18 protein-coding genes and 1 pseudogene are annotated in these 19,674 nt (G+C 61.3%); 2 read left to right on the top strand and 17 right to left on the bottom strand.

Annotated elements, in window-relative coordinates; translation table 11 throughout:
- Positions 1-27: 27 nt before the first annotated feature.
- The 7 genes from bufB to GR212_RS22000 all read right to left on the bottom strand — a co-directional run bounded on the left by bufB (position 28) and on the right by GR212_RS22000 (position 7,071).
- On the bottom strand, positions 28-915 hold the full coding sequence (bufB, locus tag GR212_RS22030) for an MNIO family bufferin maturase (protein ID WP_163989413.1): 888 nt from the start codon (positions 913-915) through the stop codon (positions 28-30).
- 64 nt (positions 916-979) lie between these two features.
- Positions 980-1,312 carry a BufA1 family periplasmic bufferin-type metallophore gene (locus tag GR212_RS22025; protein ID WP_163989411.1) on the bottom strand — a complete coding sequence of 111 codons (333 nt, stop codon included), beginning with the start codon at positions 1,310-1,312 and terminating at the stop codon, positions 980-982.
- A 156-nt stretch (positions 1,313-1,468) separates the two neighbouring features.
- On the bottom strand, positions 1,469-1,960 hold the full coding sequence (locus tag GR212_RS22020) for a putative quinol monooxygenase (RefSeq protein WP_163989409.1): 492 nt from the start codon (positions 1,958-1,960) through the stop codon (positions 1,469-1,471).
- Between the two features lie 216 nt (positions 1,961-2,176).
- On the bottom strand, positions 2,177-3,352 hold the full coding sequence (locus GR212_RS22015; protein WP_163989408.1) for an ABC transporter permease: 1,176 nt from the start codon (positions 3,350-3,352) through the stop codon (positions 2,177-2,179).
- On the bottom strand, positions 3,349-4,566 hold the full coding sequence (locus GR212_RS22010; protein ID WP_163989407.1) for an ABC transporter permease: 1,218 nt from the start codon (positions 4,564-4,566) through the stop codon (positions 3,349-3,351). The genes GR212_RS22015 and GR212_RS22010 overlap by 4 nt, the downstream gene beginning before the upstream one ends.
- A gap of 1 nt (position 4,567) precedes the next feature.
- Positions 4,568-5,548, bottom strand: a complete 981-nt coding sequence (locus GR212_RS22005) for an HlyD family secretion protein (protein ID WP_163989405.1) — start codon at positions 5,546-5,548, stop codon at positions 4,568-4,570.
- A gap of 113 nt (positions 5,549-5,661) precedes the next feature.
- The gene (locus GR212_RS22000) at positions 5,662-7,071 is read right to left on the bottom strand and encodes an adenylate/guanylate cyclase domain-containing protein (protein ID WP_163989403.1); all 1,410 of its coding nucleotides are present in this window, start codon (positions 7,069-7,071) and stop codon (positions 5,662-5,664) included.
- A 146-nt stretch (positions 7,072-7,217) separates the two neighbouring features.
- On the opposite strand from GR212_RS22000, the gene GR212_RS21995 reads away from it, so the two are divergent.
- Positions 7,218-7,709, top strand: coding sequence for an SRPBCC family protein (locus GR212_RS21995; RefSeq protein WP_163989401.1), 492 nt, complete (start codon positions 7,218-7,220; stop codon positions 7,707-7,709).
- Positions 7,710-7,769: 60 nt separating this feature from the next.
- On the opposite strand, the gene GR212_RS21990 is transcribed toward GR212_RS21995, so the two are convergent.
- The 10 genes and pseudogenes from GR212_RS21990 to GR212_RS21945 all read right to left on the bottom strand — a co-directional run bounded on the left by GR212_RS21990 (position 7,770) and on the right by GR212_RS21945 (position 18,294).
- A complete protein-coding gene (locus GR212_RS21990; protein ID WP_163989399.1) occupies positions 7,770-8,714 on the bottom strand; it encodes a helix-turn-helix domain-containing protein in 945 nt (314 codons plus the stop codon).
- A 425-nt stretch (positions 8,715-9,139) separates the two neighbouring features.
- Positions 9,140-9,625, bottom strand: coding sequence for a hypothetical protein (locus tag GR212_RS21985; protein ID WP_163989397.1), 486 nt, complete (start codon positions 9,623-9,625; stop codon positions 9,140-9,142).
- A 126-nt stretch (positions 9,626-9,751) separates the two neighbouring features.
- A complete protein-coding gene (locus GR212_RS21980) occupies positions 9,752-10,582 on the bottom strand; it encodes an alpha/beta fold hydrolase (protein ID WP_204326713.1) in 831 nt (276 codons plus the stop codon).
- 184 nt (positions 10,583-10,766) lie between these two features.
- Positions 10,767-12,365, bottom strand: coding sequence for an MFS transporter (locus tag GR212_RS21975; RefSeq protein WP_163989395.1), 1,599 nt, complete (start codon positions 12,363-12,365; stop codon positions 10,767-10,769).
- A 70-nt stretch (positions 12,366-12,435) separates the two neighbouring features.
- Entirely contained in the window at positions 12,436-13,890 is a 1,455-nt protein-coding gene (locus tag GR212_RS21970) for an alginate export family protein (protein ID WP_163989393.1), read from the bottom strand.
- A gap of 5 nt (positions 13,891-13,895) precedes the next feature.
- The gene (locus tag GR212_RS21965) at positions 13,896-14,795 is read right to left on the bottom strand and encodes a glyoxalase (protein WP_246725868.1); all 900 of its coding nucleotides are present in this window, start codon (positions 14,793-14,795) and stop codon (positions 13,896-13,898) included.
- A gap of 3 nt (positions 14,796-14,798) precedes the next feature.
- Positions 14,799-15,245 carry a DoxX family protein gene (locus tag GR212_RS21960; protein ID WP_163989392.1) on the bottom strand — a complete coding sequence of 149 codons (447 nt, stop codon included), beginning with the start codon at positions 15,243-15,245 and terminating at the stop codon, positions 14,799-14,801.
- 10 nt (positions 15,246-15,255) lie between these two features.
- Positions 15,256-17,145 carry an amidohydrolase gene (locus GR212_RS21955; RefSeq protein WP_163989390.1) on the bottom strand — a complete coding sequence of 630 codons (1,890 nt, stop codon included), beginning with the start codon at positions 17,143-17,145 and terminating at the stop codon, positions 15,256-15,258.
- Positions 17,142-17,420, bottom strand: a complete 279-nt coding sequence (locus GR212_RS21950; protein ID WP_163989387.1) for a XapX domain-containing protein — start codon at positions 17,418-17,420, stop codon at positions 17,142-17,144. Before GR212_RS21950 ends, GR212_RS21955 begins: the two co-directional genes overlap by 4 nt.
- A gap of 185 nt (positions 17,421-17,605) precedes the next feature.
- Positions 17,606-18,294 (bottom strand): annotated as a pseudogene (locus GR212_RS21945) (hydrolase).
- Positions 18,295-18,749: 455 nt separating this feature from the next.
- Here GR212_RS21945 and GR212_RS21940 point away from each other — a divergent pair.
- The gene (locus tag GR212_RS21940; protein ID WP_163989386.1) at positions 18,750-19,538 is read left to right on the top strand and encodes an AraC family transcriptional regulator; all 789 of its coding nucleotides are present in this window, start codon (positions 18,750-18,752) and stop codon (positions 19,536-19,538) included.
- Positions 19,539-19,674: the final 136 nt, after the last annotated feature.

Raw genomic sequence — 19,674 nt, 5'->3', positions numbered from 1 at the left:
AATGATAATGGTCTGGATCGGCCTGAACTACTCGGCTGCAGCCTGGCGGTTTGCACTGGCTGCTTCCTGCATCAGCAGCTCCGCGCGCGCAGCCTCCGCCGCAAGCACGGGCCAATCCGGAAGATCTGTGTCCCACTCGATCAACGTCGGGAGCGGGCCGGCGCGGCTGACGACATGCGAATACAGGTCCCAAACGAGATCGTCGACGCGCCGGTCATGAGTGTCGATGAGCAGGGGCCGATCGTCATCGTCGGCCTCCGTTGCGTGCCCCGCCAGATGAATTTCCCGGACGTGCGCAAGCGGGAAGGAATTGACGTAGTCGAGAGCGTTCCAAAGCTGGTTCGTGCACGAGACATGGACGTTGTTGACATCGAGCAGCAGGCCGCAGCCGGTGCGCCGGACGACCTCGGCAATGAAATCGACTTCGGAATAGGTGCTTTCAGAGAAAGCAAGATAGGTGGACGGATTTTCGAGCAGCATCTGGCGGCCGAGGGCTTCCTGGACCTCGTCGATATGGTCGGCGACGCGGCCGAGCGTCTCCGCCGTATAGGGCACCGGCAAAAGATCGTTCAGAAAGCCCGCGTCGTGCGTCGACCAGGCGAGATGCTCGGAAAACAGCGAAGGCTTGTATCGGTCGATCAGGGTCTTCAGCCGCCGGAGATGATCCTTGTCCAGCGGCCGGTCGGCGCCGATGGAAAGACCGACGCCATGGAGCGAGAGGGGATAGCGCTCCCGGATTGCCGCAAGATACCGGTGCGGCGGCCCGCCTGCTCCCATGTAATTTTCGGCATGGACCTCGAAGAAGCCGATGTCAGGCAAGGTCTCGATGATGTGGCGGTAATGTTCCGCCTTGAGTCCGACGCCGGCGCGTGCCGGCATGTCGAGTTTAAAGAGGGAACCAGAGGGTTTTTGCATGGATCCATACCTGATTGCAGATACGATGCGACCGGCCGCGCCGAAACGCGGCCGGTCTTCCGGATCAAGCCTTGGGGGTAAGGCTGCCCGGGCCGTTTGGCGTGGACATCGTCGTGCAGGTGCCCTTGGGAACGAGCTTGAAGGCATTGCCCTGGTAGTCGGCAGTGCTCGTGCCTGCGCAGGTGGTGCCGGCGCCGGCGTAGCAATCGTTCTGACCCTTCAGGGCCGTGCCGAAGCAGGGCTCGACCTTGCCCGACTTTACGAGGGCGGTGTGTTCGGCCTGGATCTTCTTTTGCGCTGCCGTGAATTCCTCGGCGCTTGCCGGAGCGGTGGAAAGAGCACCGATGGCGCTGGCAAAAGCACCGACGACAAGCGTAGACAACATGCGATTAGACATTGCTATTCTCCGATTTATGAGGATGGTCCAGAAGACTGCTCGGTCGCCTGGGGCGGCGATATCCGCCTAATGTGAAGTTCGGTCCGGCGCCTGAAAGGTTACCTCTCGATAGAAGGGCAGCGAAATTTCGAGCAACGGACATCGCTGATAAATTCCTTAGTCGGCTATTGTCTTTTGTGCGCTCACCGTGGAGGGATGAATGCTCGGCGCATCCGCCAGAAGGGGAGGAACCGTGGCGAAGATCAGCTTTGCGGCCTCGCCGTTGAAATGAGCGTCCCGGCTTTTCTGATCGGCGAAGAGATCGACCAGAAAAACCGTGTCCGGATCCGCCTCCGAGCGCAGCACGAGCCAGGTCGTCGTACCTGTCTCCCCTTCGACGTGGGGTAACGCGTTCGAAATCAGACGCGCGACCTCCTCGCCGTATCCCGCCTTTGCCTTGAATGAAACAACCGCAGCCGGTGTCGCCATATCCTCCCGCCTTTCTTTTCGTTGCTGATGCGATGGAAACGAAATCGAAGCCAAAGCGGCCGCGATCAATCCGTTCGATTGAGCGGCTTTCCACGGCATTAACTGCCAAACTTGACAGGCTGTATTGAACGGCGTTGCCCGGCGTGGTTTCCGATTGCTGTCGGAACGTGAGGCGGCCATCTCGCGCGATCGCCGATTTCCGACGCGGCAATTCGATCGTCTTCCCATCTGTCGAGGACATGGTTCAAGGCAGGCGGCGGCATGGTAGACGCGTCAAAACACGGCTTGCCGATCAGCTCCGCGAACTGCGACAAAAGCCAAAGGTGCTCCCCGGCAATGCCTGGAAAAGCGATAGGGCAAAACGGCCCCGGGGATTCCGGGTGGAGCTGGTAGTCTCTAAGACGCCTCGGGCAGGGGATCGGTTTCCTGTCCCTTCCGCGAGCGATAGGATTCCAACAGTATCGCGATACCTGCGTAGACCGCCGCGAGTATCCACAACGTCGCGAGCGGCAGACGCATGATCGACAGCGGTGCTCCAAGCTGTGAGACTTCGACGATGCCATTGATCGCGGTGGTGCTCGGCAGCAGAATCGTCAGCGTCTTCAGAGGTTCCGGAATGGCTTCCGTCGGCCAGGAGAAGCCCGCCAGGAACAGGAAGGGCAGGCCGGCTGCCGCAAACACCAGCTGAACCGCGAGCGGACTGCGGATCAGGCGCGAGATCGCAATGCCGAGGGCGCCTACCGCCAACACGAAAGGCAGCGAAATCATGATGACCGCCCAAAGCGAGCCGAGGCGCGGGATGCCGTAGAGATAGGGAAGAACGATGAGATAGAAAGGCACGACGAAGGCTTCCACCACGAGATAGGCAAGCATCTTGCCGAGCACGAGCGAGACCGGTCCCGCCGATGCGCTGGCCCGATCCGCAGCGAGGCGGCCGTCTCGTATCGTACCCAGCAGGCCGACGCCGATCAGCAAAGTCTGCTGCAGGATCAGGACGAATGCCGCGGGCAGGATGTAGGTCGCATATCCGCCTTGAGGATTGAAAAGCGCGACTGCCGTCAGCGGCATCGGATTGGAGGCGGCAACGGCCAGCGCCGGGTCCACGTTCATGGCGATCAGCCTTGCCGTTTCCACTTCCGCGCCGAAGGTCTTGGCGACAGCGGTCACCGCTCCGGAGATACGCTGGTAAATGAGGAAATAGCTGGCATCCGCATAAAGGGCGAGCGGCGATTGCCGCCCATGCAGCAGATCGCGCTCGAAATGCTGGGGAATGACGACAATCCCGAAGAGCTGGCGCCGATAGACCTCGCGTTCGGCGCTTGCCTCGTCCGGCAGCACGGCTGCGACGGCAACGTCGCTCGAAGCATCGATCAGCCGGGCGAGCTGCCGGCTGCTGTCGGTGCCGTCGAGGTCGACCAGGGCGATCGGTACGTCGCGCAGCGCCTCGTTGCGATAGGGCTGGGGATAGTAAAGCGCATAGATGAGGGGACCGAGGATGAGCACGCTCAACACCGGCCGCAGTGCCAGCACGCGCTTAAGTTCGATGCGCAAGACCGCAAGCAAGCTTTTCATGGAGCAACCTTCCGTGCGGCGAGATCCGGCATTGGTTGCGCCGCATTACGGGAACGCATGATCTCCAGTCTCAGCGCCGTCAGGCCGGCCAGCGCCACGACGAAGATTGCAAGCACCAGAATCGGCCGCCAGGAAAGATCGGCAGGCGTGCCGCGGATCGTCTGGTCGATGCGCGCCATGAGATACCAGGTGCCGGGAATGAGTTGACCCCAGTGATAGGCAAAGACATTCATGCCGAGGCGCGGAAACCCGATGCCCATATATCCGAAGGACGGTGCGAAAATCAGCGTGCCGATGCTGATCGCGCTTGCCATCGGCCGGAGCAGCAGGGCCAGAAGCACGCCAAAAAACTGGTTCGCCAGGATGAAGAGCACGCCGGCAATGAGCAGTATCCAGTTCTGGCCACGCAACGGCATCCCCAGCAGGCCGAACAGCACGGCATCGGAGATGCCGAGCACGACGAGGAACAGCAGCGTATATGGCAGAACCTTGCCGGCGATGGCCGGCCACAATCCGCCGCCGAGCCGCCTGAGAATGCGGAAGCGATGGCGGGTTTCGGCATCGAGCCCGATCGTATAGGACATGGTGGTGACGATCACCACCTGCAACACGCTCGGCAGCAACGCCGCCAGCAGGAAATGCGCGTAGTTCAGCGTTGGATTGAACAAGGGATTCACCTGCACCGGTATCGGTGCCAGATCGGCTTCGGCAACGTCGACCGGCTGCCCCTCGGCCGTGCGCAGCGCCAGCCGGATGCCGGCCTCGACCGACGGCACTGCGGCGCTGACGCCGCGCAGAGTGAGATTTCCGGTTGTCAGCGTCTGCGTGTTGTAGAAGAAAACGACTTCCGGTCTGCGCCCGGCAAAGACGTCGCGCTCGAGATTGCGCGGCAGGAACAGCAATCCGTGCACCTTGCCTGCGAGAATGAGCGCGCGACCCTCGGTAAGATCGGCGACGCGCACGGCCACCGCCGTATCGGGCGTGGCATCGACGGTCCGAATAATCTGCCGCGAAAGATTGCTGCCATCCTGGTCGAGCACCGCAATGGGCAGTCGCGTCGCAAGTCCGGCGCTGAACACCACCGCCAGCAGCCCCATCAGCAGCAGCGGCAGTCCTGTCGCAAGGAAGAACAGGAAAGGCCGCCGGTAGAAGAGGCCGAACTCGCGTCGAAACACCAGCACGAAACCGGGGCGCAGGCGGCCACGCGGCATCATCTTAACGCTCCTCGAAGGGCCAGGAGGCGATGACGCTCATGCCCGGGCGCAATCCTTCCGGCAGGACGACCGGTTCGGCCCGCACCTCGAAGGTGCGAAGATCAAAGTCGCCGGTGGCGCGCGTTGCCCGCCAGGTGGCATATTGTCCCTGAGCGTTGATGACGGTCACCTTGACCTGCAGCTTGTCCTGCTTGAGCGCCGGCACGGAGACGTTGAAGACATCGCCAACTTTCAGGCCGTTCAGCAAATCCTCACGAAGATTGAAGGTGAACCACGGGTGGTCGATGTCGATGATCGAAAACAGCGGAGCGCCGGCCGAGAAGTTTTCGCCGAGCTCGGCCACGCGTGTCGTGACCTGGCCGGAGATCGGAGCGCGGATCGTCAGTTCGCTCACATCCACCTGCTGCTGGTTCAGGGATGCCCTGGCCTGTTCGACCCTTGTGGCCGCGAGGGCCTTTTCTTCCTTGCTGGCGCCGGCGACGACCAGCCGCAAATTGGCTTCCGCCGCTTCCTTCTGGCGGATTGCCGCCTCGAGATTGCGGGCGGTCTGATCGACGAGTGCCTGTGTGGAAGCCCCGGTGCTGATCAGCTTCGCCTGGCGGTTGGTCTCTTCCTGATAGAGCGTGACATCGGCATCGGCCGCTGCCAGCTGCGCTTTCGAAGCATCGATGGTTTCCGGACGGGTGCTGTTGACGCGGATGAGATCGGCCTGAGACACGGCCAATGCAGCGTCCGCCATATGCAGCGATGCCGTCAGCTGCGGGCTTTCCAGCTCGGCGATCACGTCACCCTGCTTGACCACGTCGCCCACATCGGCATTGAGCTTTGCCACGCGCCCTGGAACGCGCGGGCTGATATCGACGCGGTTCGTCGACACCTCGCCCTGCACGACCAGCGGCGGCGGCCGGGTTGCAAACCACAAGAGAACACACAGGGCTACAACAAGGCCCAGCCCTACTATTGCACGGATCGCCGTCTTCATCGCCCTTTGACAAACCTCTTCATGTTTTCTGCATCTCTCAGCGTCGATGGTACCTGATCGGAAATAAGTCTTCGCGCCTTCTTGGGGTCACGAGGACGGCCTGCTTTTTCCATTCAGGAAGGAACGCTATAAACTCGTATTTCTCTGTCTATTCCCCGCAGATTGGCCAGGAAACTGCTGGGGGCGGCACCCTGCCGCCTGATAAAATCATGGGCTTCCGCATCATCCGCCGAGGACGAGGTGACGAGGATCGCGTCGGGAGATGCGATGTTTTCGACACGGGAGGCGATATTGACCGTCTGGCCGAAATAGTCCTGGCGGTCGTTCATCGACACCGCGAGGCAGGGGCCGCTGTGAATCCCGATCTTGAGAAGCAGCTCCTGGCGGTTGTTCCGGCGGTTCAGCCTGTTGACGGCCTCTCTGATTTCAAGCGCGGCGGCAATGCCTTGCACGGGATTGGGAAACGTTGCCATGATCGCGTCGCCGATGGTTTTCACAATGGCGCCGCCTTTTCTGGAAACGATCTCTTCCGCGATCTGAAAGTGAGAGCGCACGAGGTCGAATGCGGCAAGATCGCCGATCCGCTCATAGAGCTCCGTCGATCCCTTCAGGTCCGTGAACAGGAAGGTCAGATTGGTGATCTTGAAACGTTGATTGACGTCGAGAACGTTGGTTCGGTAAAGATCGCGAAACGTCTGGTGCGTCAGAAGGCGCTTGGCGGTCAGAACGGGGATGTGACGCTCGACCATGTGTTTGAGCGCTTCCCCCACGCTCCATAGAATGGGCATCACTCTTCGGGACGTATTGTTTTCAAGGACGAGATTCAGCACGCCGGGCGCCAGCCGATGCATCGCGGTCTGCAGGCGCGTATCATCGATGTGAACCGTTATTTGCTGCGGATCCGCCGAAGGCGCGCCCGTCACCTCCAGCGACTGCGAACTATGGGTCACGGGATCGAAGAGGACGGCCAATCCCTCGCTCATCTGGATTTGACGGACGACACGCTCACCGGGCGCGACTTCCACCGCATCAAGCACTGCCTCCCTGGCGACATCGCTCAGATCGTCCGGAAGATCGCTGCCCGAACTCCAGAAGACCTGCCGGACATAGGGCCACAAGGACAGGCTTTCGGGGCTATGGGCTTCGATCTTTCGAACGCGGTGATCGACGGTGAACGTGATTTCCACGCTCTCATCCAGATTGGGCTCGCAGTTTACCGCGCACAGCGCGCAGCGATAGCGGGCCTGGTTGATTGCCCGGAGCGATTCGCATGCCTGAAGGACGCCGCCGCAGCTGGCGCAAACCACATTCCAGGAAAGCTCGAAAAGACCGAGCTGCGTCGCATGGAGAAATGCTGCCACGCACTCGCGTTCATCGAGCTTGTGTGACAGGGCGAAGGCGAGAGGATTTATCCGATTGAGCCGCGTATCCGGGGCTTCGCGGATCAGCTGCTCTATCGCGGCGGCGACACCATCGTCAACGTACTGGCGTATTGCCAGAATGCGATCGGTAATATCCAGCATCAGCTATTCCGCACACTAAAGATAAGGGCAGAATAAGCTGGCTGCCGCGAGGACGCGAGCCGTTTAATTTTTATTTTTTGTGTAACCTTTCGATTGTCGGAAGCGAACATAAAGCGATAGGGATCAGGAGAGAGGTCATAGGGGCGGTGGAGAGCTTTGTCTGGGAAACGAGCATTGCAGCCTCTGCCGACGACGTATTTTCACTGCTCGCCGACTTGCGGGCCTATGATCGATGGCTGCCGAATTCGACGGCCTATCACGGGACGCTTCAAATCTCCGACGAACCGATCAAGGTAGGCACGACCTATGTCGAACCTGGACCGTTCGGCACGCGCCACGGAACGGTCACGTCCCTGATCCGGCCAGGGGAACTCGATTTCGAGCAGCCGATGACCATGAAACCGCGTTTTATGGGCACCATCGGCATCCAGCTTTTTCACAGGATTGCGGTTGAAGGCGAGACGGTCAGGCTCATGCGCCGTCTCGAACTGTCATTCCACGGTCCCGTCAGGTTTCTCAAGTCGCCGATCATCCGGGCATTTATGAAGGAGAACGATCGGATGATGAAAGCATTGAAGGCGTTCGCAGAAGGAGAGCGGCGGCCGCCTTCTTTCGCGAACCCTGCATCAGGGGCCTGACCGCGGGCAGTTCGCGAGACTGAAGATTCAGCGTGTTCTCACGGCGATGATGCTCGGATGCTAGTTGGGAAGGCGCCGCTTGAATCGTCTTCCGTGCTCGCGCGCAAAAGCGGCAGGCGTGCTGCCGATCAGGCGGCGAAACCGCCTGGTGAAATGACTTTGATCGGCAAATCCGGTTATGAGGGCGACTTCCGCAAGCGAGACATCCGTTTCCGAGATGAGCGATTGTGCCTTGTTGATCCGGCATTGCTCGACGAAGGTCATCGCGGTCATGCCGGTGCTCTGCTTGAAAATGCGCGCGAAATGAAAGCGGCTGACATTGACGATCTCCGCCAATTCGCCAAGGCCGATCATCCGGTCGAGATTGTCTTGAATGTAATCCGCGAGGCGATCCACCTCCATTTTGCTCAAGCGGGGCAGCCTGTCAGGCTCTATTGCCTCGAAAGCATTGTATTTTCGCAGGAGGTGTGCCGCAAGCGCGGCGGAAACATGATCGATAATAAGGGCTTGCGCCGGATGAGGCTTTTGCTGAAGTTCCGACAGGAGAACGAGCGCCATATGCTCGATCAGGGTGTCGCGCGTCTCGAAAATGTTCCGGATTTCGATTTGGGGGACGCTGTGCCTGCCGAATTGTTCTCCAGCGGCCGCCACCAGCGCGGTTGGAATTCTAAGTCTCGCCGATGTCGCCGTCGGCCCTTCCCATGTCGATTCACATCCTGCGGGCATGAGCAGCGATATGCCTGCGGACATGATGCCCTCGTGCACGGCACCGTCTCGTCGTTGGATCAGCCGCGCTCTTCCCGAGGGACAATAGCAGATCAGATGATGATCGAGAGCCGGATAGGTCTGCGAGCAATCCGGACGCGGACGGTAGAGATCGACGGTCACGCCATCCCATCCCCGGCCCCGGGTGGTCGCGATTGGCCGTCGCGTCTTGATATCGATGATTTCCTCGATGGAAACGAGTTTTCGGGGCGGGTTCTGGATGTTTTGCAATTCAGTCATCGTGGCCCAATCACGTTTATGGTGACCCTAGACGCATAGTGTTTGCACGCTGTTGGCTCGATGATTCGACCTTGCGACAAGGCGACGATCCCTAAGCCATGGAGAATGCGAAAAAGATGACGGCGCGGCCAGCATAACTCCGAGTTTGGATTTAATCGAGTGGGATTGCAGCGTGAAGTGGAAATTCCTGGGAGGGATTGGCTCTTCACCGGACCTCCGAACCGCCCTACCTCATTGTTTTCACGAAGCTTCGGTCGAAAAAATAATGCGCAATTTTTCGGGAATTGCTCCCCTCGGTCGATGGGGCAAGGAGATCCATTGATTCTTGCGTCACGTATCGCCGGCCAGCGTCCGCCAACACCAATGCTTCGAGCGAGCGTGAGCTTTGCCCGAGGAGCCGGCGGATAGCTATTCCTGACCTGGCCTCATCCGAAGCTGCGGTTTTTCGTGCCCCTTACGATGAATATGCCCGCGACAATGGCCAATATCAGCAGCGCGACCTGGCTTGCGACAACGGGCGGCTCATTGCCGGTCGGGGCAATGGCGTTCAGCGGCGGGATTTTCTGGAAGACCTGCGCGATCAAGACGAGACAGTTGAAATAGAGGAGAAGCAGACATCCGATCACGTAGGAAAGCCGCCAAATGCCGGTCATCTGTGTCCGGTAGCGTGCATAGACAGTCGCTATGAAGATCAGCACACACAGGATGCCCACCGCTATGGCCGGCGTAACGCCGTTGAAGGGAAACATGAACCCGGTGATGAGCGTGATCGCCACGGACCATAAGAACCAGCGTGCCGCACGAAGAACCGGCGTGTCGGTGATGAAGCCAACCACGACATAGATGCCGCTTGCGATGGCAACGAGGCTGACAAGCGTGTGAAAGACGGTCAGAACCAGAATAGCAGACATTGGAAACCTCTCCCCAAAGGTAATGGACCAGTCGCTGCCAACGTTCCCGAGGCCGCGATTTCGCTACTATAAGACCCTTCGGCCGGAAGAGCCATTCACCCGGCCGAAGGCGATCTCGCGGGAAGACTACGCCTTGATGAACTCGAGCAGATCGGCATTGATGACGTCGGCGTGGGTGGTTGCCATGCCGTGCGGGAAGCCCTTGTAGGTCTTCAGCGTGCCGTGCTTGAGAAGCTTGATCGACAGCAGCGCCGAATCCGCGATCGGAACGATCTGGTCGTCCTCGCCGTGCAGCACCAGCGTCGGCACGTCGATCTTCTGCAGATCCTCGGTGAAGTCCGTTTCCGAAAAGGCCTTGATGCAATCGTAGTGCGCCTTGGCGCCGCCCATCATGCCCTGGCGCCACCAATTCTGGATCACGCCCTGGCTGACCTTCGCATCCGGCCGGTTGAAGCCGTAGAACGGCCCGCTGGGCACGTCGAGGAAGAATTGCGCCCGATTGGCAACGAGGGCCGCGCGGAAGCCGTCGAAGACTTCGATCGGCAGGCCGCCCGGGTTCTTGTCCGACTTGACCATGATCGGCGGCACGGCGCCGATCAGGACTGCCTTGGCGACGCGGCCCTTCCTGGCGCGGGCAACATAATGGGCAACCTCGCCGCCGCCCGTCGAATGGCCGATGTGCACCGCATTCTTGAGGTCGAGATGCTCGGCAAGCTCGGCAACGTCGGCAGCGTAGGTATCCATCTCGTTGCCGGTCGCCGTCTGGCTGGAGCGGCCGTGACCGCGGCGGTCATGCGCGATGACGCGATAGCCCTTCTCCAGGAAGAACATCATCTGGGCGTCCCAGTCGTCGGCGCTCAACGGCCAGCCGTGATGGAAGACGATCGGCTGCGCATCGCGCGAGCCCCAGTCCTTGTAAAAGATCTGAGTGCCGTCTTTGGTGGTGATGAACGACATAGTGTTGGCTCCCTTGGTAGAATGTTGCTCGGTGGTGGATTTCGCGCCGGCCGGGTCTGTCGGCAGTATCAATGCTGTGGTCAGCGCCGCGCCGGTCAGCAGGGTTTCGCGGCGGCTCATTTCGAGATGAAACTTGGAACGCTCAGGCATGAGGGGATCCTTCAATTCTGATGGCTTGTTTCGGTCATTTGCGGGCAGAAATGAAATGGCGAACCAGTGGCGGGTCGCTTCCCCGGTGATAGGAAAGGACACCCTGCTGGATATCGGCATCGGCTTTCGAGACGCGGCGATGCTGGCGGATGTGCTCGGCCCAGGATTCGACCATGAACCATTCGATGAAAATCTGCGGATCGGCGGCGTCTTCGGTGATGCCCCAGCTATAGGCGCCGTCGCGCTGCCGTTCGCGCGACAGGTCGGAGACGGCCGCGACGAAAGCCTCGCGATCGGCGGGATCGATGCGATACTCGATCAGAATGAGGACCGGTCCGCGATCGTTCTCGATGGGTGCCGCCGTCAGGGGCTCGGGCCAGTGATTGGAGGGAACGAGATCCTGCTCGCCCTTGGGGATCTTCAGGCGATGCAGCCCCGCCCCGGCGATTAGAAGCCCAATGCCGGCGACCAGCAGGGTCCATGGCAGGCCGATCGCCTCGGCAACCAGACCCCAGAGGAGGCTGCCGGCGGCCATCGCGCCGTTGAAGACGGTGAGATAGACGGCGAGCGAGCGCCCGCGCACCCAGTTCGGCAGGACGGCTTGCGCGGCTCCGTTGAGCGTCGTCAGCGCAGCGAGCCAGGCGGCCCCAAGCACCAGGAGGATGAGGACGGCGGCCCATTGGGGCGGAGCGAAAGCCAGGCCCGCCATGACGGCGGCCGTAAGTACCGAGGCGCCAAGCATAAGGCCGTCGGCATCATAACGGTCCCGCAATTTCGGCATGATCAGAGCGCCGCAGATGGCCCCCACGCCGACCGCACCAAGAAGAATGCCGTAAAAACCGGCCGAGCCTGCGAGCAGGTTTCTCGCCAGAAGGGGAAGCAGGGCCCATACGGCGCTGGCGAAGACGAAAAAAACACCGGCGCGCGCAAGGATGACGTGAAGGTCGCGGCTGGCCTTGGCGTAGCGGAGGCCGGCGCGAAACGCGCCTGCAAAGCGTTCGCTGAAGGGGTCTTCGGGCGCCGCCGGACGTTTCCACCACCATAGCGCGGCTATGACGAAGGCATAGCTGATGACATCGACGCCGTAGGTAATGGACGCCCCGAAATAGGCAAGCAGCACACCGCCGACGGCGGGACCTATGGCGCGGGAAATATTGACCCCCAGCGAATTGAGGGCGACGGCGCTCTTGATATCGGTCTTGCCGACGAGCTCCGGAACGATTGCCTGCCAGGTCGGCGCCATCAACGCCGCTCCGATGCCGCCGATGAACGTCAGCGTCACCAGCGACGTGATCGATTGAAGCCCCGTCGCCGAAAGGACAAGGAGGCAAACGCTGGCAGCTGCGAGCACCAGCTGGATGACGATGAGAAAGTGGCGACGATCCAGAATATCCGACAGGACGCCGGCGGGTATGGCAAGCAGGAAAACCGGCAATGCGGCGGCGGCCTGCATCATGGCGACGGCCGCAGGAGCGGCCGAGAGATCGGTGACGAGCCACGAACTTGCGACGTCGCGCACGAAGCTGCCCGTATTGCCGACGATCGTCGCGACCCAGAGAACGAAGAACACGCGGTTCCTCAGCGGCGCAAAGCTGTCCTGCTGCCTGGATGGCGTTGCCGGTGGCTCGGTCATCGCTTGTCTCCGCCTCTGCAAGTGTGGAAACCCTTCCCCTGTCGTCTGTCCTCGATCGAAACGATGGCCCTCACCATGCGAATGCCATCTGCAAACCAACGTAATTCCCGTCGTGCCCACCTGCGCGGCGAATGGCATCTCCCGCTTCGAAGTGGACGGCTTCGATGGCGCCCGTGAGATTGGGGGTGAACGCGTAGTCGAGCCTGATCTGGCCGTAGGCGCCCGACCATGCGCCGCCGTGGCCGGCGGTTCCAGACAGTGGCTGGTTGGGCTGGACATAGATCGCGTCGGCGGTCGTCTGGCGCCATTGCAGGCCGATCGCGCCGGTCAGCGTCATCTTGTCGGTCGGCTTCACCGTGATCGACGGCTTGAGATGGATCAGGTTGGCATAGCCGGTATAGCCGGCAAGCGAGAAATAGTAGCCGTTCGGGAACAGCGGGTTGAAGGTGCCGACGGTATTGTCGCCGGGGTGATCGTCGCCTGAGGCCATGTCGAACTGCAATCCGATCCTCGGCGTCCAGCCGACATCCTCGAATGTGTAGCCGGCGCGCGCGCCAAGCGCCCAGGCACGGATATCCTTGTCGCCGATATCGCCGAGCTGCCCCATGGCTTCGGTGTCCCAGTCGAAGCCTTTGCTCGACCCGGCAAAGCGGGTGTCGAACACATGACGGTTCTCGCGGCCGCCGCCATCGAGATAATGGGCGTTTTCGCGTTGATAGAGGGAATAGTAGGCCGACAGCTCGTTGGTTCCGAGCACCTGGCGCTCGATGCGCACGGTGCTAAAGCGGAAGTCGCCGTTCGAGGTATCGTCGAAGGGATCGTCGTCGCGGTACTGAACCGGCTGGCTGACGAAGCCGATGAAGCGCCACGGGCCGGTTTCCCAGTCGGCCCAGACGGCATCGAAGGACTGGCGCACGTTCGGCCCGTCGCGCGAAGAGACGAAACGCTGCAGGTCGAAGGCGAAGTCCTGGCGGCCGATGCGCGCCTTGAAGGTGCCGGCATCGAAATCGTGGCTGTAGGCCAGGAAGGCCAGCCTCAGGTCGAGCTGGTCGGCGTCGGCCGGCCCGACGTCCTTCTTGCCGAAGGCGCGATCGTCCTCGAACTGGGTAAAGACCTGCCAGTCCTCGAAGAGATGCAGGTCGATGTGGAACTGAACGCGCTGGATGAGATAGCTGTCGCGCTCCACGCCGCCGATGCCGAAGCCGGGCGCGCTGTTGCTCTCGAAACGCTCCCTGACATTGGCGCCGAAGGAGACGTAAGTGCCGGGATCTGCGGCCGACAGCGGAAGATACTTCAGCCTGTCCAACGGCTGTGTCGCAAGCGCCGGATCGGCCAGCACGGACCAGTCTTCCTGCCAGCGGTTGGACTTGATCGCCGGCCGTTTCGGCTTGGCCGGCGGGTCGTCGGCAAAGGCAGCGCCCGTTGTCGCGCAAAGAATGGCGACCGCCGCGAGGGAGAGAAAGCTCTGTGCGCGCAGGTCGGCCTTGTGGGTCGAGACGCGTGGCAGGACCTCGTGCGGTCGCATCGCGATCACGGCGCCGCGGCAGCGTGGATTTCGGCGACGTAACCGCCGGGAAATTCGACCATGGCCGCCTGCCGCTTGTCGGAGGTAAAGGCGTTCACCAGGACGGTTGCGCCATTGGCCTTGGCCTTGTCGAGTGTCGCCGCAAGGTCCGCAACCTCATATCCCGTCGTCTCGTGGCCATAGGGGAACGGCAGATGGCCGTCGGTGGCGAGCACCGTCATCCTGCCGTAGACGGACTCGATGCGCAGGCGGCGGAAAGTGTCGTTCGGCCGGCCGATCTCGACGCCCGGAGCTTGTCTGTCGTCGGCGACGACCTTGCCCTTCGAGAAGGTGAGGAAGGCCTTGACGAACTTGTCCACGGCATCGGGAGAGACGTAGACACGGTTTTCGGGGATCTTGTCGAAGGCGGTGTAGGAGGGCTTGGTCGTGTGCCAGTAGAGCTGCATGTTGACGCCGCCCGGCCATTGGATGACGGCATCGCGGCCGATCGGATCGGGAAAGGCGTCGACGACCAACGAGGCGCCGGCGGCGCGGGCAGCGGCGATCGCCTGGTCCAGGTCGGTGACGAGATAGCCGGTGCGCTCGGCGCCGAACGGAAAGGGGATCGGTGTCTTGAAGCCGAAGAGCGAGACGGTGCCGACCGGCGTCTGCAGCAGCTGCGACGTGGTGCTGCTGGGGGTCGGCGTCACGGTCGCGACGACCTGCTTGGTGCTTGCGCCGCCGAAGGTAGCAACGAAGCTGCTGGCGAATGCATCCACCTTGTCCGGATCGACATAGACGTGGGAGGTATCGTATTGCGACCCGACGCCGACCTGCGGATGCGCCGCGCGGGCAAGGGCCGCGCCGGCGGGCGTCAGGGCAAGGGCAGTCAGAAGACCGATCGTATAAGCGTAACGGGAAAACATGTTCTAGGCCTCCATGGTCTTTGCAGTATCCTGATCCAGATCAAGCCAGGCGACCAGCAGAAAGCCGCCGACGAGACCGAGATGTTCGAAAAATGAATTGGCCGCCATGAAGCGTTCCATCCCCGGGGGCAATTCCCAGAAGCGGAGCGCCAGGAAGGTGGCGAGCAGCGTGAAGCCGGCAAGGCCGAGTGCGCCGAGCCAGCGGAAAAAGCCGGTGAGGATCATCACCGAGGCGCCAAGCTCAAGCGCTATGACGAGCACGGCGAAGAGCGGGGCTGGCGACAGGCCGAAATGCGCCATCTCGCCGAGTGCTTCGTTGAAATCCGTGAGCTTGTCGAGACCGCCTTGCAGATAGGCGGCGCAAAGGCCGAGATAGGCCAGGAAGCGCATCCAGGCCGCCCCGAAAAGGGGGCGGGCGATGGCGGCGAGTTTCGTTTCGAGGCTGTGCATGGGTCTTGCCTCAAACGGCCCAGCAGGAGCACCCGAGCGCCCCGAAGAAGCCCTTGAGGTCCTTGATGGGAAGCTTCGATGCCCAGGCATTGGCGTGGGCATGGCCATGCAGGTTGCAGTCGTTGGCGCAGCCGCAGGAGGCGATCATGCGTGGATTGAGGGAATGCTTGCCGGCATGGTCCGGCTCGCCCCAGGCGGCATAGCCCTTGAAGCTGCGAACCGGCGACCAGTCCGGCATGGCGGGCGGCACGGGGTTGTCGTCGAGGCTGGCGAAGGGGCCGGCGCCATAGACGATCCTGCCGCCGACCATGGTGAGCTCGGAGGTGAGGAAGGAGATCTCGTCCTCGGCGCAGGCGAAGAAATCCTTGTCCGGCACGATGAGGTCGGCCAGTTGCCCTGCCTCGATGCGCCCCTTCTTGCCTTCCTCGTTGGAGAACCAGGTGACCTTCTCCGTCCACATCCTGAGCGCCGTCTCGCGGTCGAGGCAATTGGCGCGGGGATAGAGCTGCATCCCGCCCACCGTCTTGCCGGTGACCATCCACGACAGCGAGACCCATGGATTGTAGGAGGCGACGCGGGTGGCGTCGGTGCCGGCGGACACATGCACGCCCTTTTCCAGCATGCGGGCGATCGGCGGGGTGGCTTCGGCGGCCCCATGGCCATAGCGCTCGACGAAATACTCGCCCTGATAGGCCATGCGATGCTGGGTGGCGATGCCGCCGCCAAGCGCGGCGATGCGGTCGATCGACTGGTCGGAGATCGTCTCGGCGTGGTCGAAGAACCAGTTCAGCCCTTCGAGCGGAATATCCTGGTTGACCTTCTCGAAGACGTCGAGGGCACGCGAGATCGTTTCGTCATAGGTGGCGTGCAGGCGCCAGGGCCAGCGGTTCTCGGCGAGAACCCGCACGACCTCTTCCAGCTCGCCCTCCATCTCCGGCGGCATGTCGGGACGCGGCTGGCGGAAGTCCTCGAAATCGGCCGCCGAGAACACCAGCATCTCGCCGGCGCCGTTGTGGCGGAAGTAATCGTTGCCTTGCTTGTATTTGACCGAAGACGTCCAGTTGAGAAAATCTTCCTTTTCCTGCTTCGGCTTCTGGGTGAAGAGGTTGTAGGCGAGACGCACCGTCAGCTGGTTCTCGTCCGACAGCTTCTGGATAACGGCATAGTCGTCGGGGTAGTTCTGGAAGCCGCCGCCGGCATCGATGACGCCGGTGACGCCCAAGCGGTTCAACTCGCGCATGAAGTGACGGGTGGAATTGACCTGATAGTCGAAGGGCAGTTTCGGTCCCTTGGCAAGCGTGGCATAGAGGATGCCGGCATTCGGCTTGGCCAGCAGCAGGCCGGTCGGGTTGCCGGCCGCATCGCGGGTGATCTCGCCGCCCGGAGGCTGCGGCGTGTCCCTGGTATAGCCGACGGCGCGCAACGCTGCGGCATTGAGCAGGGCGCGGTCGTAGAGATGGAGCAGGAACACCGGCGTGTCCGGGGCGATCGCGTTGATCTCGTCGATGGTCGGCAGGCGCTTCTCGGCGAACTGGTGCTCGGTGAAGCCGCCGACGACGCGCACCCATTGCGGCGGCGGGGTGACGGCCACCTGGCGCTTCAGCATGTCCATGGCGTCCGCCAGCGACCGCACGCCGTCCCAGCGCAGTTCCATGTTGAAGTTCAGGCCGCCGCGCACGACATGGGTGTGGTTGTCGATCAGGCCCGGCAGCACGCGCTTGCCCTTGAGGTCGACGATTTTCGTGCCGGGACCGGCGTGCGCCATGATCTCGACGTCATGCCCGATCTCAAGGAACTTGCCGTCCTTGATCGCAACCGCGCTTGCCACAGGCTTTGAACGGTCGAGCGTGGTGATCAGGCCGTGATGCAGGATGATGTCGGCTGCGTCATGTGCAGTCATGAACGTTTCTCCTCGCTCGCTTCCGTCTGGGCAGAGGCCTGCCGGCCCGGGAGCTGTCCGAAAATATGCGCTATGGCATAGGACTTCTCGCATGCCGCCGCGAAGGCCGTTCCCGACAGCAATTGCTTACCGACCGGCACAATCTGCTCGCCGATGAGGATGCCGAGAAGGCCGATAAGGGCAATGAGCGGCGGCGCTGGCGAGCGGACATTCAGCAGATTGTAGATGACCCCGACGAGAAGGCCGGCTCCGAAGGAAAATAGGTAGACTTTCATGATTAGCTCCTTTCACGCTGCGCTGTGAAAGCCGCCCGGCCATTGAAATCCGGACTTGCACGGTCGTTGAAGGCGATCTCGCTTGCTGGAACGGGTGGAACAGCCTCGTCCCAGCCTGCCAGATGACTTCGGCAAGAGCGGAGTTGTTGGCTCTCTCCGCCCTTGCCGATCAGGACACGGAGCGACTACTTGGCGGGATTGGGGCCGATGCGCTCGCCATGCTTGACCCGCTCGGGCGCCTTGTGAACATGCGTATAGGCATAGTCCACGCCCATGCCGTAGGCGCCGGAATGTTCCTTCACGATCGCCATCACGGCGTCGTAACTTTCACGGCGGGCCCAGTCACGCTGCCATTCCAGCATGACCTGTTGCCAGGTCACCGGCACGACGCCGGCCTGAACCATGCGGTCCATGGCGAATTTATGCGCGTCTGCGGAGGTGCCGCCGGAAGCGTCGGCAACCATGTAGATCTCGTAATCGGTGTCATGCATGCAGGAGAGCGCGAAGGTCGTATTGCAGACTTCGGTCCAGAGGCCGGCGACGACCACCTTCTTGCGGCCGTTCGCGGCGTTCTTCGCCAGCGCATCGCGGACGTTCTGATCGTCCCACGAGTTCATCGAGCTGCGCTCGAGTATCTGGTGCTCAGGATAGACGCCCAGAAGTTCAGGATAGGTGTTGCCCGAAAAAGCATCCGTCTCGACCGTCGTAATTGTCGCCGAACGCCAAATACCTTGGCCGCCTTCGCCAGAGCCACGACATTGTTCTTGAGCGTCTGCCGATCGATCGACTGGACGCCGAATGCCATCTGAGGCTGCTGGTCGATAAAGATGATCTGGGAATTTTGCGGGGTGAGAACTTCGAGATATTTCGACATCATGGTACTCCCGTTTCTTAAGGCCTCTGCAAGAGCGAACTGCACTCCTCTCGTCAGCCTCCGACGTTCCGCCAGAAGTCTGAGCCTGCCCGCGACCGTAATTGCTCATTCTGGAACCGGATTGTCATTTATGACCCTGATTGGTCGAAAATTGCTCAGAGTTTTACCGGCGACGGCAAAGCTTCGCAGCCGATGCAACGAAGAGTATTCGACACGACATCCAGTTCGCGTGAAATGTCGAAGCGCTGCCCGGCTATATGTGTAAGCAGTTGATAAGGTGAGGCTTTCCGGACCTCTTTCAATCGTGGTTGCCGGCAAAGGCGGAAACCACGATGGACTCGGGTGAGCGCCTGTGTGAAGATACCAAAATTGGGCAGGCTTAGGTGGGGTAGGTAGTGTTGGCTGCGCGACCGCAGATATCGTCGCTTCAATCCAGTTCGGTCAGCGTTCTTCGCATGCGCAGCGAACATACAGATCACGCCGAGAGCAAATCGCTTCCTCAGGCCGAAGCCTACAGCATCATCACCCAGCTCAAGCCGTTCGAGCATCATCATCTTTGGCGGGACGGCAAGCTTATATACGATGGCGGGCATGACGTCGGCGCGCTCTCCATAACGGACCTTCGCGATCTTTGGCGTTGCCATCATCGTTCGTCGTTCGACAATATCCGGTTCAATGTCTCCCGGCAGGCGCTTTCGGAATTCAGCTATGCCGCGGGATGTCCGCGATTCGACGGGCTGGACAGCCGTCAGGGGCAGTTCGACCCCGTCGTTCAGGGTCTTGCGATAGCGTTGCTTCCGGCACTGAACGAACCGAAGCACACCTCCACGCTGTTCATCGACCATATCCTGCTCGCACTTCAATCGCATCTACTGACGCGGTATGGCGGCCTCAACCTGCCGGCGATACATCGCGGCGGTCTTTCCAACCGGCAGCTCAATCTTGCCACGAGTTTTCTGGCGGCCGCCGCAAACGACCGTGTGGGAATATCGGAGATTGCCGATCAATGCGGATTGTCGACCAGCTATTTCATCCGCGCTTTCAAAAAGTCGACAGGCCGCACGCCGCATCGTTGGCTGCTCGAACACAAGATCGAAATGGCAAAGCAGATGCTGCTCGGCACGGCCACCATCGCCGAGATCGCCGTCGCTTGCGGCTTTGCCGACCAGAGCCATCTCACCCGTATTTTCACGAGCGTTCACGGCATCTCGCCGGGCAGCTGGCGCAGGGAGTTCCGGGAGTAGATTTCAAGGCCGTTTGGCCCGAGAGCGTTCAGGGCAGGAGAAGCCGGAGAGGGAGGTTGCGGGGGACGGGAACCGATGAAACTTGTGACGTGGCTGGCGGTGGCAGCCGGCGACGTCTGACAGGGATCGGAATGCG

Source organism: Martinezella lusitana (genome assembly GCF_010668395.1).
Taxonomy (GTDB): domain Bacteria; phylum Pseudomonadota; class Alphaproteobacteria; order Rhizobiales; family Rhizobiaceae; genus Rhizobium; species Rhizobium lusitanum_A.
Note: the sequence above shows the minus strand (reverse complement) of the source record. Positions and strands in the feature narration are given on the sequence as shown.